General features: G+C 39.8%; 15 protein-coding genes. 9 read left to right on the forward strand and 6 right to left on the reverse strand.

Features of this window, described 5'->3' with window-relative positions; translation table 11 throughout:
- The first annotated feature begins 16 nt into the window (after positions 1–16).
- Positions 17–2,581: an excinuclease ABC subunit UvrA gene (gene uvrA / locus I6F49_RS05160; RefSeq protein ID WP_197178879.1), complete on the forward strand. Its 2,565-nt coding sequence runs from the start codon at positions 17–19 to the stop codon at positions 2,579–2,581.
- Positions 2,582–2,633: 52 nt separating this feature from the next.
- Here the strand turns inward: uvrA and I6F49_RS05165 are convergent, their stop codons facing one another.
- Positions 2,634–3,125, reverse strand: coding sequence for a DUF2798 domain-containing protein (locus I6F49_RS05165; protein ID WP_197178881.1), 492 nt, complete (start codon positions 3,123–3,125; stop codon positions 2,634–2,636).
- A gap of 302 nt (positions 3,126–3,427) precedes the next feature.
- On the opposite strand from I6F49_RS05165, the gene I6F49_RS05170 reads away from it, so the two are divergent.
- The 5 genes from I6F49_RS05170 to I6F49_RS05190 all read left to right on the forward strand — a co-directional run bounded on the left by I6F49_RS05170 (position 3,428) and on the right by I6F49_RS05190 (position 8,097).
- Positions 3,428–4,495 (forward strand): hypothetical protein, encoded by a 1,068-nt coding sequence (locus I6F49_RS05170; RefSeq protein WP_166420349.1) that lies wholly within the window; start codon positions 3,428–3,430, stop codon positions 4,493–4,495.
- A 54-nt stretch (positions 4,496–4,549) separates the two neighbouring features.
- The gene (locus I6F49_RS05175) at positions 4,550–5,386 is read left to right on the forward strand and encodes a TonB-dependent receptor (RefSeq protein WP_231615040.1); all 837 of its coding nucleotides are present in this window, start codon (positions 4,550–4,552) and stop codon (positions 5,384–5,386) included.
- Between the two features lie 67 nt (positions 5,387–5,453).
- A complete protein-coding gene (locus tag I6F49_RS05180; RefSeq protein ID WP_166420351.1) occupies positions 5,454–6,239 on the forward strand; it encodes an ETEC_3214 domain-containing protein in 786 nt (261 codons plus the stop codon).
- 9 nt (positions 6,240–6,248) lie between these two features.
- Positions 6,249–7,547: a transglycosylase SLT domain-containing protein gene (locus I6F49_RS05185; RefSeq protein ID WP_166420352.1), complete on the forward strand. Its 1,299-nt coding sequence runs from the start codon at positions 6,249–6,251 to the stop codon at positions 7,545–7,547.
- Positions 7,537–8,097, forward strand: a complete 561-nt coding sequence (locus I6F49_RS05190) for an LPP20 family lipoprotein (protein WP_166420353.1) — start codon at positions 7,537–7,539, stop codon at positions 8,095–8,097. The genes I6F49_RS05185 and I6F49_RS05190 overlap by 11 nt, the downstream gene beginning before the upstream one ends.
- 61 nt (positions 8,098–8,158) lie before the next feature.
- Here I6F49_RS05190 and I6F49_RS05195 read toward each other — a convergent pair whose 3' ends face one another.
- From I6F49_RS05195 to I6F49_RS05205, 3 genes are all read right to left on the reverse strand, one after another.
- Positions 8,159–8,776 (reverse strand): LysE family translocator, encoded by a 618-nt coding sequence (locus I6F49_RS05195; RefSeq protein ID WP_197178883.1) that lies wholly within the window; start codon positions 8,774–8,776, stop codon positions 8,159–8,161.
- 71 nt (positions 8,777–8,847) lie between these two features.
- Entirely contained in the window at positions 8,848–9,120 is a 273-nt protein-coding gene (locus tag I6F49_RS05200; RefSeq protein WP_197178885.1) for an alpha/beta hydrolase family protein, read from the reverse strand.
- Entirely contained in the window at positions 9,121–11,583 is a 2,463-nt protein-coding gene (locus I6F49_RS05205) for a S9 family peptidase (protein ID WP_197178887.1), read from the reverse strand.
- Between the two features lie 166 nt (positions 11,584–11,749).
- Here I6F49_RS05205 and I6F49_RS05210 point away from each other — a divergent pair, with 166 nt between their 5' ends.
- The 3 genes from I6F49_RS05210 (at position 11,750) to I6F49_RS05220 (ending at position 15,314) form a co-directional block, all read left to right on the forward strand.
- The gene (locus I6F49_RS05210; RefSeq protein ID WP_197178889.1) at positions 11,750–12,745 is read left to right on the forward strand and encodes a LacI family DNA-binding transcriptional regulator; all 996 of its coding nucleotides are present in this window, start codon (positions 11,750–11,752) and stop codon (positions 12,743–12,745) included.
- Positions 12,742–13,971: a glycosyltransferase gene (locus I6F49_RS05215; RefSeq protein ID WP_197178891.1), complete on the forward strand. Its 1,230-nt coding sequence runs from the start codon at positions 12,742–12,744 to the stop codon at positions 13,969–13,971. The genes I6F49_RS05210 and I6F49_RS05215 overlap by 4 nt, the downstream gene beginning before the upstream one ends.
- A gap of 116 nt (positions 13,972–14,087) precedes the next feature.
- Entirely contained in the window at positions 14,088–15,314 is a 1,227-nt protein-coding gene (locus I6F49_RS05220; RefSeq protein WP_197178893.1) for a threonine/serine ThrE exporter family protein, read from the forward strand.
- A gap of 321 nt (positions 15,315–15,635) precedes the next feature.
- Here I6F49_RS05220 and I6F49_RS05225 read toward each other — a convergent pair whose 3' ends face one another.
- Complete coding sequence (locus tag I6F49_RS05225) at positions 15,636–15,983, reverse strand: hypothetical protein (protein WP_166420360.1); 348 nt, start codon at positions 15,981–15,983, stop codon at positions 15,636–15,638.
- A gap of 233 nt (positions 15,984–16,216) precedes the next feature.
- Positions 16,217–17,941, reverse strand: coding sequence for a ubiquinone-dependent pyruvate dehydrogenase (gene poxB / locus I6F49_RS05230; protein WP_197178895.1), 1,725 nt, complete (start codon positions 17,939–17,941; stop codon positions 16,217–16,219).
- Positions 17,942–18,064 lie beyond the last annotated feature (123 nt).

Raw genomic sequence — 18,064 nt, forward strand, 5'->3', positions numbered from 1 at the left:
AACAGGAGTAAACTACATGCCAACCACACCTAAAAGTCCCCAAGCGGTTAATAATGCACAATCGGCTTTATTAAACCCTGAGCACAGCATTCAAGTAAGAGGCGCACGTGTTCATAACTTAAAAGATGTGGATGTAGATCTACCCCGTAATTCACTTGTTGTTTTTACCGGTATATCGGGATCGGGTAAATCATCGCTAGCTTTTGGTACATTATTTGCCGAATCGCAGCACCGATATCTTGATTCGGTATCCCCATATGCACGCAGATTAATAGACCAAGTAGATGAGCCCGATGTTGATTCAATTGAAGGGCTACCACCTGCGGTTGCATTGCAGCAACAGCGCGGTGTGCCGTCGGTACGCTCATCTGTGGGCAGTGTAACTACAATATCTAACGCGCTGCGTATGTTGTATTCGCGCGCGGGTGAATACCCAAAAGGCCAAGGTATACTTTATGCCGATGCGTTTTCGCCTAATACCCCGCAAGGCGCGTGCCCAGAATGCCACGGTATTGGCCGTGTATTTAACGTAACCGAAGAGCTGCTAGTGCCCGACCCCACTAAATCAATTAGAGAACGCGCAATAGCCGCGTGGCCTCCAGCATGGCAAGGTAAAAACCTAAGCCGAATACTGACCTCGTTAGGTTACGATATTGATAAACCTTGGAATACTCTGCCTAAAAAAGCACGCGATTGGATTTTATTTACCGACGATACGCCTACGGTGCCGGTATTTCCTGAGTACACACTTGAGCAAACACAAGCGGCTATTAAAAATGAAGAAAGCCCAAGTTACATGGGTACATTCTCGAGCGCTAAACGCTTTGTTTTACAATCGTTTGCGAGCACTCAAAGCCCACGTACTAAAAAGCGCGTGTCGCAGTATATGCAAATATCACCTTGCCCACAGTGTAATGGCAAAAAGCTGAAAAAAGAGTCGCTGTCGGTTAAATTTTCTGGGCTTGATATTGGCGAAATCTCGCAGCTAACATTAAGTGAACTGGCTCAAACCCTTAGTATTGCTGCTAATAAAAAGCCTAAAAACAACGCTGCTAACCCAGAAAAAGCCATAGTAGCAAAGCGTATAGCCAGCGACATTCTTAAGCGAGTTGAAGCACTTACCAAACTTGGCTTAGGGTATTTATCGCTTGAACGCACCACCCCATCATTATCGCCTGGTGAATTACAACGCCTAAGGCTTGCTACGCAAATTCGCTCAAAGCTGTTTGGGGTGGTTTATGTATTAGATGAACCTTCGGCAGGTTTACACCCGGCAGATACACAAGCATTATTAGCCGCGTTAGATGAGCTAATAGCAGCCGGTAACTCAGTATTTGTGGTTGAGCACGACGTAAGTGTTATTCGCCACGCCGATTGGGTGGTTGATGTAGGCCCAAATGCGGGCACTCACGGCGGTAATATTGTTTATAGCGGCCCTGTTGAAGGTTTGCAAAAAGTGACCAGCTCGCACACTAGCCAATACCTTTTTAAAAATGATGAAAAGCTTTTAAAACAAAGTAACAAACCACAACGCAGCGCAAAAGCATGGCTAAAGCTTACCGGTATTGAGCGTAATAATTTACAAAAACTCGATGTAGAATTTCCGCTGGGCGTTATTACAAGCGTTACGGGCGTGTCTGGCTCTGGTAAATCGAGTTTAGTAAGCCAAGCTTTAGTTGAACTTGTTTACGATACACTTGGGCAAAAATCGCTGCCACAAATACCTACAGACGAAGCCGAACTGCTCGACCAAGAGCTCGATATAACAACCGAGGGCAAAATTACTCAAGGCATTGAGCATATAAAACGCCTAATAACGGTTGATCAAAAAGCCATTGGACGCACACCTCGCTCCAACCTGGCAACTTACACGGGGTTATTCGATCATGTTCGTAAACTGTTTGCCAATACCAAAGAAGCTAAAGCACGTAAGTACGATGCAGGTCGTTTTTCGTTTAACGTAAAAAAAGGTCGCTGCGAAAACTGCGAAGGTGTTGGCTTTGTAAGCGTAGAGCTTTTATTTTTACCTAGTGTGTATTCGCCTTGCCCTGTGTGTAACGGTAAACGCTATAACGAAAAAACACTTGAGGTTACTTACAAAGATAAAACCATTGCCGATGTGCTTAATTTAACAGTTGAGTCGGCGCATACATTTTTTGCCGATGAACCCGCTATTTTACGTGCGCTAAATGCGTTGCTGCAAGTGGGTCTTGGTTACTTACGTTTGGGGCAACCAGCTACAGAACTCTCGGGCGGTGAAGCCCAGCGCATTAAACTTGCCACTGAGTTACAGCGCACACAACGCGGCGATACCCTCTATATTTTAGATGAGCCAACTACCGGCCTGCACCCTAAAGATGTGGCCATGTTAATGGCGCAATTAAATGGGCTCGTTGATGCCGGCAACACCGTTATTATGGTTGAGCACGATATGCAAGTAGCCAGCAATAGTGATTGGGTTATTGATATAGGCCCTGGTGCAGGCGATGAAGGCGGGTTAATAGTGGCGCAAGGGAAACCTACCGATGTGGCTCAATCTAAAATAAGCCGAACAGCACCCTTTTTGAATGGCGCAATTTAGCTAGCAACTAAACACTAAATAATAAAAAAGAGCCAATGGCTCTTTTTTGTTATTAGCTTTTTAAAAAACGTTCTATTTTAGGTTTTACTGTAACCGACATTATCAGCATTATAGTTAAACCTATTGGTAATGCGGCTAATAACCCTTCAGTCCATCCAGTTACAAATACACGCATATCTGCATAGCCAATATTGTTAGTAGCGGTAACAAACGCCATCACCGACTCCATTATCAACGCCATAAAAACACTAATAACTAAATTACGTTTTAGCTCGCTACTAGTAGGCAATAACTTATTAACTAGCTTATGCATTAAGGTTATCATTACAAAACCAACAGGCGTCATAACTAATACTGCACTTATAAACGAGGTAAACCAGTCGGCATAAAAATGCTCTGTAACACCCACATTCACATAAGTCATAATGCCAGTTAGAGTACCGCCGATTAGAGTGATAATACTTACCATAACCAGTATTTTATAAATAAGAGGCGTTTTTTTAGGCTCAACTAGTGCTAGATTTACGGTTACAGGAGTACTCATTTAGGCATACCTTAGGCTTTAAATTAGATGACAAAGTCTACCATAGCAAATTGATTGACAATGTCAACCAACTATAAGGCCAAACTGTTTTACAAATAATGAATTAATAAATCTGATTATTAACTGTAGTTTCTTACTAACTTTATTTTGGGCTTTCTAAGTTAATTAACTGTAATATACTCATCTAAAAATAAGAATAAAGGCTTATTTAAAAGTATATATTCATCTATATGGTTGACCCTCACAGTAACAAATGTTAAAAACACTTTAAATGAACACTAACTTAATAAAGGACTAATTAGATGATAAAGGGAATAAAAATCGCTTTAATATCAAGCATAATGCTTTCTGGCTGTGTAGTTACTGACACTCTTAACAAAGGTATTACTAGTTTAAATAACTCCCTCACAACGGCTAAATTACCTATTATTTATACAGAAGCGGCAAAAGAAAGCGGCACTGAGAAAATGAAACGTATTGCGGTTATTTCAAGTAACAGAAGCGCGGCTACAAGTATAATTGAAACAAATCTTTCAAGCATTCGTGTGAATGGCCAATCTTACTTCACCTTTGTTGATAAAACTTCGCTTAGTAAAATTATAGAGCAACAACGGTTCAATGAAAGCGATATCACTAACTCAAAAAATAGAACCCGCTTAGGTAAACTTACAGGTGCAGATACACTTGTCACTGCTAGTTACACAGCAGATGTAGACACCTCTACTTACTACGAAAAAGACAGTGAATGTATACAAAAAGGTGATAAATGGTACAAGTGTGAAAAATCTAGAGAAGTAACGGTTCAATGCTCAGAAAAAATTGCGAAAGTATACTTTATGCCTAAGGCTGTATCTGTAGAAACAGGGCAAATTATTTTTACTAAACAATATTCACACCAATCTAGTAGTAAAGTATGTAAAGGTGACGACCCTCATCCATCTGATTCAGTGCTAAGAGGCAAAGCCCTCGCTGCTGTAATAGAAGAATTAAAACAAGATGTTGCACCACACCAAGTAACTAAAAACATAGAATTAATGGAATCTGATGATTCAGATTTAACTGATAAGGCAGAAGAGTTATTAGACCTAGCTATTGAGTTTGCAGAAAAAGACATGCCTGATAACGCTTGTAAAATCTTTGCCAAAGCCCAAAGCCAATATTCAGAATCATTAGCGATAAACTATAACAATGGTCTGTGTGCAGAAAGAGCAAACGATTTAGAATTAGCAAAAGCGTATTATGATAAAGCGAGCAACTTAACATTAGATGTTGACGAACTTAAGTTTGTTATTGAAGGCCAAGTAAGAGTTACTGAGCGTGAATCTGATAACGCAAAGCTAACTCTAGCAACAACCTCAAACCGTTTATAATTTAAGTTAAGGCCTATCATCTTTTTGTTAGGCCTTATTGCTATTGGTGAAACTATGACTACTAGAATACTCTCACTACTATTAGCGGCTATAGCATTAAGCCCTTTTTTTACTAATGCAGCATCACATTGTAGTTGCAGTTCATACTATTCAAAAAATACCCAACCTAAGTGGGTAGGAATCGATATTGTTGATGATGAAAAATTAGCTAGTTCAGGCTCCTCACAATGCTCTGGTTTAAAAACAATTGATGAACGTCGGTCAGCTAAAAATGCTCGTGAAGAGCTCGCAAAATTACTAAACACTGATATTTCAGTGAAAGAAATAATTAAAAACACCTCATCAAGCACAGTAAGCCATTCTGATTACAAATCGGTAATTGAGTCTCAAACCAATCAGCTATTAAAAAGCGCAAAAGTATATGATCGTTATGTAGACCCTATTAACTGTACTGTATATGCAGCTATTTCAATTAGTAAAGCCGATCTTGAAGAAGGCCAACAAGAAAAAATAAAACAACAACAAGCGATGCTAGGCGCAAAAAATAGTTGCTTAAAAGTAACGGGCGAAAATAGCTCTCAACTTACAGAGTTATTAACTGAGCAACTTTTACAGCATGGATATAAATTAACAAACTCGGCTTGCGAAGTGACCTATTTAGTTAAAAACTCGATAATAAAAGCACAAAGTAAACTTGTGATTACACAGTTAAAACTTCAAATAGATACACAAAGCAAAAAGTCTATTTGGCAACAACGTTTTGAAGGAAAAGGTTTGAGCTACTCTAAACGCTCAAAAACCGAGCTAACTCATTTAGCAAATCAAGACAGCACAACTAATTTAATAAATAGCATTGTAAAGTTAAAAAATACTGCAATCGATTCTTATTAGCGATTATGTTAAGCCATGTTTTAAACAATTATATTTAACACTGATAAACTATATTTTAAGGATGAAAATGTCTGTAGGAAATAACTTAGAGCCTGAGGCTAACACTGAAGAAAATAAATCTTTGTTAGCTAAATTGAAAGGTTACTTTATTTTACTTATGGTTACTTTAATGGGTCTTGGAAATTGGGCCGATAGTAAAGCACTCATAATTGAAGGGTACGACGGATTCGTTACTCACTTTACGAACCAAATCGAAGAAAAAAAGATTACTGCGCTAGATATTGGCAACTATTTACCTTACGCTGAAAAAAAAATAGGTATTCCGCAAGTAATTAAAACATCATCTTTGAATGCTGATTACGAATATAGGTATTACAAAAATACGAAATATTTACTCACACTTATTAATAAAAATACTCGTATAGTTGGCATCGCTGTGCACAGCTTAAAATACGATAAAGCTATGGTACCGGAGTTTACCCCCTTAATTCCTTTTAATAAAAAAATGCTCAGAGTTAATAGTCTAAGCGATGTTATAAAATCAAGTAACGAATTTTATTTTGATTCTCATAATATTAAATATTATATGCAGTCAAAGCAGTTAAATGCTCAAGGTATGTTTTTGAACCTTAGCGTTGGCTTTAGTAACTACGCACCATTACTTGATGAAACGCAAAAAGCTTTATTTAAACTTGATGAGTTAATGCTTACTCAAGACGATGAAAAAGCCTTAGCTAAAACAACCGAGATACTTGCTAACACTGCGGCTACATTTTATGCAGTTTCTGAGCTATCTAGTGAATACATCTCTGATTCATTACTGACCAAGTATGAATTTAACGCTTATTTTTAAGGATAAAAAATGCGTCACACTTTATTATTTTTTGCTTTATTTAGTGCTTACAGCGGGGCTACAACGCCGACGTTTGAAGAATTTAAAAAACAGCAACTTGTAAAACAGACCACTTTTAAAAACGATCATCAGTTGGAATATCAAGCATTCAGACAAGCATATCTCGAGGAATACGATAAATTTAGAGATGGATTATTGCAAAACTGGTCAAAACCAATACAAAGTTCATTATTAGAGCGTGTTGAATATAGTGCGGATAAAAAAACACGTATTATTATTGATGAACAAAATTCGACAGTGACTGTACAAACACTTGAAGACTCAAATGAAGCAGGGCTAAAAGAAAGTTCTCAAGAAGAATTATTAGCAACAAATCAACTGTTAAATAATGTTAAATTATCGCCAGTTCTAACTGATATTTTTAAGAGCCCTAGCTTACTCGATAAAGCAGTAAAAACAGCAAAAGTTGATATAAAAGCACAGCCAGACGAACATGAAAGTGAAGTCGCGTTAATTAATGAAATTACTTTTCAACATGAGCAATCATTGAGTAGTTTAGATAAAAACGAGCAATTACCTAAAGCACAAATTGATACCCAAAAAGAGCAACTTACCAAAGAAAAAAAACAACGTATTAGTAAGTTAAACAATGCGCTTAAAAAAACAAAAAAACAAAACCTTACCTACAAACGCATTAAGTCGCATACTTTCGCTTTACCCGATACTTATCTACAAAAAAAAGTAGCACCTTTTGTTACTTATTACAGCCAATTTTCTAAAGACCAATTATCTTTACTATTAGCTATTTCACATGCTGAGTCGTCATTTGATCCTAATGCAAAATCGCATATTCCAGCGTTTGGATTAATGCAAATAGTGCCAAATTCAGCAGGCTTAGATGTTGCTCGCAGACAATTTAAAAAAGATATAGCCCCAACAGCTAAAGAGTTATTCGACCCGAAAACTAATATAACTTACGGTGCCGGATACTTAGATATTTTAACTACCCGATATTTGCGCAAAATTAATAATCCTATAAGCCGAAGATATTGTGCCATTGCAGCTTATAATACTGGCGCTGGTAATGTAGCCAAGGCATTTAACTTAAATAAAAGTACGAATATAAATAAAGCGGTAGTCTTAATAAACCAATTAGATAGCGAAGGTGTGTACGCGCAACTTGTAAGTAATTTACCGTACGACGAAACAAAAAAGTATTTACAAAAGGTAAGTAAATTAGATATTCAATATCAAAAAAACTTAGAACAATGGAACCTAAACAATAAGGAAGTAAATCATGCGAAATAAACTTTTAATATTGGCAGTTGCTGGAGTTATTACAGCATGTGGTACAACGCCACAACAGTCTCAACCTCTTGCTGAAAACGATTCTGTTCCAAGCTGGGTTTTACAACCTACAGCACCCGAGGGCGGTTTGGCTTCATCTAGCTGTGTAGTCTGGACAGGAAATATGGCTGCAAGTAGAGCACAAGCTATTGCCAATGCACGTGCAGATCTAGCAACTCAAATTAGTGCTAAAGCGCAAGTAATGGATACACTAATAAACAAACAATCTCAACAGCAAGACTCAACGACGACTAATTCATCATTTACTCAAATAAGTAAACAGGTAGCTGAGCAAAGTTTAGTAGGAGCTATTGCTAAAGAAATTGGTTTTGCTCGCTTAGATGGAAAGAAGCAGTTATGTGCGCTTGTAACTATGGAAAATACTAAGCCTTTATTTGATAAATTAATCGAAACGTCAGGAAAGAATTTAAGCCCTAATGATGAAGATATGCTTTATCGTGAGTTCAGATTAAAAACAACAACTGATGAGCTTAAAGCGCTAGATAAATAAGCGTTTCATAACAACCCTAATATAAGTTAGGGTTGTTATATTAATTAGAGAACCTTAATAATTAGCCCAATGCTAACCACGCACCTACTACAGCCATTAAGCTGCCCGCTATTCGGTTCATCCATTTGATGTTATCGCCACGGGCTAAAAATAAACGTAGGCTTTTGCCACCTGTTGCATAAGCCAACATGCTTAAAAACTCGGTGGTCATTATAACGCCAAGCAGTGCTAAAAGCTGAGGGGCTACTGCGTGCTCAACACTAATAAAGGGCGGTAATAGTGAAATCATAAACGCCCACCCTTTAGGGTTAGCAATTGCGGTTACAAAACCTTGCGTAAATAACGACTTCCGACTTACGTCACTTGGTTTTGAGGTATCGACCGACATTTTGCCTTTGGCTCGCCACATGTTAACGCCAATATAAATTAAGTACGCACCGCCTACCCACTTTAAAATAGCGAACGCATCTGGGTAATTTAGCATTACGCTTGCAACGCCTAATACCGCAGCTATAGCAACGGTTGCTACGCCTAACAGCTCGCCTATCATCATCCATAATGTGCGGCGCACGCCAATGCTCATACCGAGTGTCATGGCAAGGGTCATACACATACCAGGCGTTATCGACACAAAAAAGAACGTAGGAATAAAAACCGCAAGTGCTGCTACATCAATCATTAATTTACTCTCATATTAAAAGCAAAAACGCGGCTATAAGTAGCCGCGCTGTTACTTACTCATGTTTATTACTATTGCCCAGTACTTACCACGGGTTCAGTAATGACCTCTACTGGCTCTGCTTTATCATTTAACAAGTACTTATCTAGCCACTGTTCTTGTTCCCACAACACATGTAATAAGCTTTTACGCGCGCGGTAACCATGTGCCTCGTAAGGGAGCATGACTAAACGCACGTCTTTACCTAAACCTTTTAGGGCTGCGTACATGCGCTCACTTTGCATTGGGAAAGTGCCGTGAGATTGAGGGTGGAGCTTCTTGCACCTCTGTGTATGTGTAAGCATCTATTCGCCTGCACTTGTCACTGGTTCGGTAATTACCTCTACTGGCTCTGCTGTATCATTTAACAAATACTTATCTAACCATTGTTCTTGTTCCCACAATACATGTAATAAGCTTTTACGCGCGCGGTAACCATGTGCCTCGTAAGGGAGCATGACTAAACGCACGTCTTTACCTAGCCCTTTAAGTGCAGCGTACATGCGCTCGCTTTGCATTGGGAAAGTTCCCGAATTGGGATCTTCTTGACCGTGGATCATCAGCATTGGTTCGTTAATTTTTTCAGCATGGAAAAACGGCGACATATTAGCGTACACGCTTTGTGCTTGCCAAAAATCACGCTCTTCTCCTTGAAAACCAAACGGCGTTAATGTGCGGTTATACGCGCCACTGCGGGCAATACCCGTTTTAAATAAATCGCTATGAGCCAACAAGTTAGCAACCATAAATGCACCGTATGAGTGCCCTGCTATGGCTATTTTATTTTTATCGGCAATACCTTTTTTAACTAATACATCAACTGCGGCTTGCGCACTTGATACTAACTGCTCTCTAAAATTATCGTTTGGCTCGCTGCCATCAATACCCACTATTGGCATTTTAGGGTCGTCAAACACGGCAATCCCTTTAGCAAGGTAAGGCATTGGGCCCCAATAGCCAATGTAGGTAAATGCATAAGGCGATTCGCGTACTTGCGATGCTACGGCTTTATCTTTGTATTCAAGTGGGTAAGCCCACATAAGTACAGGTAACGGGCCTTGTGTTTTATCGTACCCTGGTGGTAAATAAAGCGTGCCTGAAAGCTCAACACCGTCGTCACGTTTATAACGCAATTGCTCTTTTATTACGCCTTTAAATGCAGGGTATGGGTGAGCAAATGTAGTTAGCTGCGTTAGCGTGTCGTTGCCTAAATCGCGTATAAAAAAGTTAGGTTGCTCAGTTTTAGATTCACGAATAGTAATAAATCGCTCACCTTCGTCGTCAAGCAGTGCACGTACACGCTCATAGTATGGCGCTTTTGATTGCCATAAACGCTTGCTGCTATTTGTTTTAACATCGTACCTATCTAAAAACGGCACATTACCTTGCTCTGATGCGCCATTACCACGCAGGTAAATATAACGCCCACCTACAATTTTAATAACGTTTGCGCCTAAATCGTTGCGCTCGTAAATTGCATTACCAGGGTCTTTATACGCATCGTTATAACTACGCTCTGAAAATAAAACGCGGTTTCTGTCGGCATTTCGTGGTTGCACTATGTAAGTACGAACTTGCCGATCGCTAAAGCGCCAGTCTGTCAGCATGGCTACGTTTTCGTTGCCCCACTCTATTCCCGAATAACGACGTTCTACTTTGGCAAATAATTTAGGCTCGCGTTTAAAGGGTGCACGTAAGCTGTAAACATAATCATGATGCTCAACGTCGGTTTTTATGTCGCCGCCATCTTGCGCCTCGGCCCAAATAACTTCAGCACCTTGATCGGCTCGCCATTCAAAATCGCGGCGGCCAGTGCGAACACTGTCATAACCTTGTGGGATGTTATCGGCAAGTGGCTGTTTTGCCAGCTCTGCTAATGCATAGCCGCGCATGCCCCATATTTGCCATGTGCTTGCAAATCGGCTGTAAGGCACTTGATACGAAAACGGCTCATTAATACCGGCAACTAAAATATTGGTAGAATCAGGTGACACCGAAAACGATTTAAATAAAGAAGGGCTACCTATTGCTTGTGTATTGCCATCAAGTGTGACGTAAGCTAATTGCCCTTGGCCGTAAAACTTAAATTGCGCTTCATCAAACGGGCTTGTTAATAAATTTTGGTAAGTACGTGCTGGTGCTTTTTCGCCGGTACTTTGTTGAATAACAGGCACTACATTTTGGCTGTTATTTTCAAGCCTAGGCTTGCCAAAATTAACAGCGAGGTTTGCAACTATCGCGCTGCTATCTGGTAGCCATTTATAAGGTGATGATGTTAATACCGAATTTAATGCAGCGCTTGAAAGCTCTTTTGCTTGTTTGGTTTCAACACTGTAAAGCCATAAGTTGGCTTGGGTTGGTTGCTCAACAACAAAGGCTAAATATTTACTATTAGATGACCATTTAGGCGAGCGAATAATGCCATTAGGTAAGTTATTAATGCTAATAACCGTGCCGCTTTGCACGTGCTTTAGCTCCACCGCACTAAATTTGGCACTCACACGAGAGCGCGAAAAATTAGCGGGGTTCAACTTAATACCCGCAAGCTTAAGCTCTTCTTTTGCAAGTTCATCAAGGGTTACTACGCGTTTGCGTTCAAACAATGCTAGCCACTGGCCATCGCTCGATAAGTAACTAGTGGGTGCTAACTTAGCATCAACCAAAGCGGCAAGCTCAGGTGACGGGGTTTGATACCCTTGCTCTGCGTAACTTGTTGGCACTAATGCCGCACAACAAATAAAGGCAACTAACAGCCTAAAAGCGCTCATGTTTTTATCCTTTTGTTATTTTTTACTCTTATAGACGTATATAAACACGTTTTGCTTTGTTCATAAAGTATTAAGGTAAGTTAAACGGCTCTAAAAGATGACTTAATAGTGCTGATTAAGCTAAACTACAACGCTATTTATTCACCACTGCGGTACATAAAATACAATGTATAACAAAGCTAAATCCGTCACTATTTTTGATGTTGCAAAGCGTGCTGGTGTATCAAAATCAACCGTATCTTTAGTGCTTACCCAAAGCGATAAAGTGGGTAATGCCAGCAAACAAAAAATATTAAAAGCGATTGATGAGTTAGGTTACGTTTATAACCGTGATGCTGCAGCTATGCGATCAAAGCGTTCTAACTTAGTGGCCATAGTTATAAATGATTTAACAAACCCAACTATGGCGCAACTTGCTACCAGCCTACAACTTTTGTTAAACGAAAATGGCTTACAAGCCATGATTGTAAGCAGTAATAATAGCCTTGAACTACAAGCAAACGCAGTTAAAAACTTAAAAGAATACAACGCTGCTGCATTTATTATTTGCCCTGTTGCTAATACGTGCGCCCAATGGCTTGATACGCTCAGCGCACAACACAAAGTCATTACTCTTATGAGTGAGGTGCCCTTTAGCTCAGCTCCTTGTGTGTTACCCGACTATAAAAAAGCCAGCCATGTAGCCAGCATGCATTTGCTCGCACAAGGCGTGACAGACATTGCATTTATAGGCAGTGAACTTACTTTAAATGATTCACAAGCACTGCAAAGTGGCTTTAATACAGCGTGCGCGCAGCATAGCATTACACCCTTTGCGCCCATTCACTGCGAAGTAAACACAGCACTTAGCGCTAAGCATGCCTTTATAGAAGCGTATAATCACAACCCAGTATTAAACGCGGTTGTGTGTGCAAACGATATAATTGCCCAAGGTGTTATTGCCGCTATTAACTCATTAACACATCACTGTATTAAAGTAGTGAGCTGCCACCACATTCCTAATAGCGCGGTTATAAATAATCACTTAACCACCGTGGCTATTAGTACAACTGATATAGCTAAGCGGTGCCTTTTAATACTGCAAGAGCTACTACAAAATACAGCCCCGCCAGTAAAAACACTGGTAAATGTAAACTTACAAATTAGAGATTCTAGCCAATGAAAAAAGTGCTGGTAATTGGCTACGTATGGCCAGAGCCAAATTCGTCTGCTGCGGGAACGCACATGATGTCGTTATTAAATACATTTAGAGCGCAAAACTGGGACGTTGAATTTGCAACGCCCGCGCAGCGCACCGATCACATGGTAAATCTTGACGACTTCGGCATAACCAGTCAAAGCATTGCACTAAACTGTGATAGCTTTGACGAATACGTTAAAGCCTATAATCCAGATATAGTAATGTTTGACCGTTTTATGATGGAAGAACAGTTTGGCTGGCGCGTCGATAAACATTGCCCACAAGCAATTAAAATTTTAGATACCGAAGATTTACAATGTCTGCGTAACGCTCGCCACGAAGCGTTTAAAGGTGAGCGTGAGTTTACAACCAGCGATTTACACTCAGACATAGCAAAACGCGAAATTGCCGCTATTTTACGCTGCGACCTAAGCTTAATTATTTCAAGTTATGAAATGAGCCTACTAAACAGCGTATTTAAAATAGAGCCAAGCTTATTACACCATTTACCGTTTATGGTTGATTTAAGCTCACTCCCTGCAAGTACAAAAACGTTTGAGCAGCGCCAGCACTTTATGACCATAGGTAACTTTAGACACGCGCCAAACTGGGATGCTGTACTTTACCTACAAAAAATATGGCCACTTATTCGCAAGCAGCTACCAAAAGCAGAACTACATATTTATGGCTCTTATCCACCACCAAAAGCCACGGCACTAAATAACCCTAAAACAGGGTTTTTAATAAAAGGTTGGGCCGATAATGCATTTGATGTAATGCAAAGCGCACGCGTATGTTTAGCGCCACTTCGCTTTGGTGCCGGCATTAAAGGTAAATTACTTGAAGCCATGATTATGCAAACACCCAGCGTTACCACCAATATTGGCGCAGAGGGTATGCATAACGATTTACCATGGCCTGGTAAAATAGCCAACACCGCCGATGATTTTGCAAGTGCAGCTGTTGAAATGTACGACAATCAAAGTGACTTTGATCAAGCACAGCAAGATGGCAATACACTCCTTAATACACTGTACAACAAAGCCCAATTAAGCACTGCGTTAATTAAAAAAGTTGATTCAATAAGTAGCGATTTAAACGCCCATCGCGAAAAAAACTTCATAGGCCAAATGCTCAAACATCATACAATGCGCAGCACTCAATACATGTCGCAATGGATAGCTGAAAAAAATAAAAAATTAGATTAAAAATGACTAGACACACACCAATTAGTGTTTAAAATCGCGCCCATCAAACGTGGGCAGTTTTAGCTGTATTGTCTATATTTTTAGCTTAGTTATCGCAATATTTGGTCCAAAAAGATTTGAAAACTGCAACCTTTACAGAAAAACGCAAATTTATCGTTAAATTGGGTAAGATGCTTCATAAATATGGTACGCCTGCTTACCGCCTCGAAGCGCACTTAATGGAAGTAGCTACGTACTTAGGACTTAAATCGTCGTTTGTTATGTCGCCAACCTCTGTAACGTTTGTTATTTGGACCGATGGACACGAAGACGAGTACACCCACGTTGCACGCGTAGACCCTGGCGATCACGATTTAGGCTCACTTGCCGACACCGACGATTTAGTAAATCAAATGCTTGACGACAAGCTAAGCTTGCAAGAAGTCGATGCACAACTCGACGCTATTTTTGTTATGCCAAACCCATACAATAAACTTATTACGGGCGTTGCGTTTGCAACCTCTGGTGGTGCGTTTGCAATGTTAATGGGTACTAGCTGGACTGATGTTATTTGGTCATCGCTTCTTACTTTAGTGGTTTATGTGTTTGTGCTTTGGTCGGGGCGCTCAAGGCGTGTAGCTCATATGCTTGAGCCACTAGTGGCCATAATATCGGCGGTACTTGCCTGCGCCGTAAGCGTGTATATAACGCCCGAAATAAACATACGTTTGGTGGTACTTTCCGCCATTATTGTATTTATACCCGGTTTAGCACTTGCACTTGGTTTAGCAGAGCTGGCAGCGCGGCATTTAGTCTCTGGTACTGCGCGAGTAATGGACTCGTTTATGCTGCTATTTAAACTGTATTTTGGCGGTTTTATTGGCATAGGTATTGGCTTTGCACTCTTTGGGCAAGCCGATTTTGTACAACCTGAACCATTACCAAAGTGGACCGCATGGCTGGCTATATTTTTACTTTGTAGCAGCCTAATCGTTATATTTAGAACCAAACTTAAACACGCAGTTTGGTCTATTGCATCAGGCTTTATAGCGTATGGCACCAGCATTGGCTCAGCTATGTACCTTGATTACACATTAGGTACGTTTGTGGGTGCTTTATCGGTAGGTATATTTAGTAACTTGTTTAACCGTGTGGCTAATGCGCCCGCCTCTATTGTGGCTATGCAAGGCTTAATAGTATTAGTACCAGGTAGCAAAACGTATATTGGCTTAAACTCACTTATTGAAGGCCAAGACTTTGTATACGCAGAGCACATAGGCCAACAAACGTTTTTAATATTTATGTCGCTTGTAGCAGGGCTAATATTTGCAAACGTAGCCTTACCGCCTAAAAAGAGCTTGTAAATCATATTGATAACTCGCTTTACTTCGATTGAGTAAAGCGAGTACTTAATTTTAAGTATTACATTGCACTTGAGTCAAACTCAAAAACCTCATAATGATTCCAGCGTAAAAATAGTTCGCCGCTTTCTAAATAACCTGAACTTCTGGATAATAAATCTATCTCAAGCAGCTATTTTCAGCGCTAACTGCGTTGAATTTACTTGCAATAGACCAGCTATTGACGCGTAAATTCGCCTTGTTTTCACTAAAAATCTCTGGCTAGAGAAAATAAATTTAAATATCACTATGATTCAATACTTTAGTAAATCTCTTAACCAGAGTTCAGGTTAAATACAGATTTATATCATTACTTGATGGATAGCAAAAATCATCCCAGTGATCACAAAAAGTTAGCCAAGGAAGGGTTAATGCTGTTTCTTGATCCCAACAAATTGTTACTGTTTGCGAATCATTCACTAAGCTTATTAACCATTGGCGGGTTAATTCATTTCCTTCTGTGGAGTCGAATCTTTTTGCGCCAACCGGAAAGTTAATGGGAGTGGTGGCAATTAATGCCCTTGCTTGCTCTTCACTCAACGGAATAAGTTTGTTTAATGTATCTTTAGAAAAATCACCATGGGATGCGCTAATCCAGCGCCATGCTAAAGAAAAGTCTTCAATTTTAATCAACGCTCTATACCTACTTTTACAAACACTTAATTGACTCAACAGCTAAACTGTAATGCCCTATTAGTTTACCATTCTTATAGCCAATCTAATGATCTACTTTAATACTTAAAATCTTACCTGTAAGCCCTATTTTTACGTTCATAAAATAAGTAATAAGACTCCAAATGGAGTCTTAATATTATTAATTCATATTTTCCTAAAGGGCTAACCAGCTCAATAGGAAAATTACTTAATTAGCGTGACCAGTTAGTTTTGGCAAGCTCTATAATTTCGTTTCCTTTGCCGTTTATTAACGCTTTCATCATGTAAACACTAAAGCCTTTTGCTTGCTCTAATTTGATTTGCGGCGGCATTGAAAGCTCTTGCTTTGCAGTATCGACTTCTAAAACAACAGGCCCTGAATGGTCCATCATTTCGTCCATTGCCGATGGTAATTTTTCAGGGTCGTCCACATGAATCCCTTTTAAGCCACAGGCTTCTGCAATTTTAGCAAAGCTTGGGTTTTCTAAATCAGTATCGCTTGATAAAAACCCACTGGCTTTCATTTCCATCGCCACAAAACTAAGTGAGCGATTATTATAAACAACTATTTTTATAGGTAAATTAAGCTGTTTAAGCGAGATTAAATCACCCATTAACATCGAAAATCCGCCATCACCACACATTGCAATTACTTGGCGGTCTCTATCTACAGATTGAACGCCCATTGCCTGCGACATCGCATTTGCCATAGAGCCGTGGTTAAACGAGCCTATTAAACGGCGCTTACCGTTCATTGATAAATAACGCGCAGCCCACACTGTTGGGGTACCTACATCACAAGTAAACACAGCATCTTGGGCTGCTTTATCGTTTAGTAAACGCGTTAGATATTGCGGGTGAATTAAATTTTGCGTCGTTTTTCCACTGGCAAGTTCATCGAGATCTTGTCTCGACTCTTTGTAATTTTTAACACTCTTTTGTAAATGCGAACTTGTGCGTTCACCTTTAATATAATCAAGCAGTGTGGTCACTGAATTTTTTGTATCGCCTAATACGCCACAATCAATTTGAACGTGTCGCCCGAGTGACGCTGCCTGATTATCAATTTGCAATATGGTGGTATTTTCGGGATAAAACGCACGATAAGGAAAACTCGTACCAATCATAAGTAACGTATCGGCTTCTTGCATTGCATGATAGCCCGACGCAAAACCAATAAATCCGGTCATTCCAACATCGTAAGGGTTATCGTATTCAATAAATTCTTTACCACGCATGGCGTGCACAATCGGTGCTTGTAATTTTTTGGCTAGCGCAACAATTTCGTCGTGGGCATCCTTACAACCAGCACCACATAATAAGGTTACTTTTTTACTTTTATTAAGATGAGTCGCCATTGCTTCAATATCAGATAAAGCGGGAGTATACGTTGCTGATTTTGGCACGTTCCATTTTGGCTTGATAGCTTTAGGCATATCTTTTAATGCAATGTCGCCAGGTAATACAAGTACGCTTACACCTTTTTTTAATATTGCTTGTCGCATTGCGGTTTCTAGCAGGTACGGCATTTGCTCAGGGCTCGACACCATTTCACAATACACACTGCATTCTTTAAATAATTCTTGCGGATGGGTTTCTTGAAAATAACTACTGCCAATTTCAGATGAAGGAATGTGTGCGGCAATAGCTAATACCGGTACATTATTACGCTGACAATCAAATAAGCCGTTAATTAAATGAAGATTACCTGGCCCGCAAGAACCCGCACACACCGCAAGCTCGCCTGATAAATGCGCTTCGCCACCGGCTGCAAATGCGGCAACCTCTTCATGGCGAGTGCCTAGCCATTCAATTGTGCCCATTTTTCGCAGGCTTTCACTAATGCCGTTAAGTGAATCGCCAGTTACTCCCCAAATGCGCTTTACGCCTGCTTGTTCAAGGGTTTTAGTGATAAAACTTGCAATATTTTGACTCATAATAAAGAACTCCTAAATATTCAGCTATTCTGTAAATTGATTTTTGCCTCTGATCTACCCGGTAAGTTTTCGCTTCGAAATGCGCTTAATTAGTGAGAAGCAATAAGCTTAAATATTTTGATA

The organism is Pseudoalteromonas sp. SWN166, assembly GCF_015864485.1.
GTDB lineage: Bacteria > Pseudomonadota > Gammaproteobacteria > Enterobacterales > Alteromonadaceae > Pseudoalteromonas.

What these genes read in the sequence shown, in the direction of transcription:
- I6F49_RS05210 (WP_197178889.1), top strand. Translation starts at nt 11,750, where the DNA reads ATGTATAACAAAGCTAAATCCGTCACTATTTTTGATGTTGCAAAGCGT.
- uvrA (WP_197178879.1), top strand. Translation starts at nt 17, where the DNA reads ATGCCAACCACACCTAAAAGTCCCCAAGCGGTTAATAATGCACAATCG.
- I6F49_RS05180 (WP_166420351.1), top strand. Translation starts at nt 5,454, where the DNA reads ATGTCTGTAGGAAATAACTTAGAGCCTGAGGCTAACACTGAAGAAAAT.
- I6F49_RS05205 (WP_197178887.1), bottom strand. Translation starts at nt 11,583, where the DNA reads ATGAGCGCTTTTAGGCTGTTAGTTGCCTTTATTTGTTGTGCGGCATTA.
- I6F49_RS05175 (WP_231615040.1), top strand. Translation starts at nt 4,550, where the DNA reads ATGACTACTAGAATACTCTCACTACTATTAGCGGCTATAGCATTAAGC.
- I6F49_RS05190 (WP_166420353.1), top strand. Translation starts at nt 7,537, where the DNA reads ATGCGAAATAAACTTTTAATATTGGCAGTTGCTGGAGTTATTACAGCA.
- I6F49_RS05200 (WP_197178885.1), bottom strand. Translation starts at nt 9,120, where the DNA reads ATGCTTACACATACACAGAGGTGCAAGAAGCTCCACCCTCAATCTCAC.
- I6F49_RS05195 (WP_197178883.1), bottom strand. Translation starts at nt 8,776, where the DNA reads ATGATTGATGTAGCAGCACTTGCGGTTTTTATTCCTACGTTCTTTTTT.
- I6F49_RS05215 (WP_197178891.1), top strand. Translation starts at nt 12,742, where the DNA reads ATGAAAAAAGTGCTGGTAATTGGCTACGTATGGCCAGAGCCAAATTCG.
- I6F49_RS05185 (WP_166420352.1), top strand. Translation starts at nt 6,249, where the DNA reads ATGCGTCACACTTTATTATTTTTTGCTTTATTTAGTGCTTACAGCGGG.
- I6F49_RS05165 (WP_197178881.1), bottom strand. Translation starts at nt 3,125, where the DNA reads ATGAGTACTCCTGTAACCGTAAATCTAGCACTAGTTGAGCCTAAAAAA.
- I6F49_RS05170 (WP_166420349.1), top strand. Translation starts at nt 3,428, where the DNA reads ATGATAAAGGGAATAAAAATCGCTTTAATATCAAGCATAATGCTTTCT.
- poxB (WP_197178895.1), bottom strand. Translation starts at nt 17,941, where the DNA reads ATGAGTCAAAATATTGCAAGTTTTATCACTAAAACCCTTGAACAAGCA.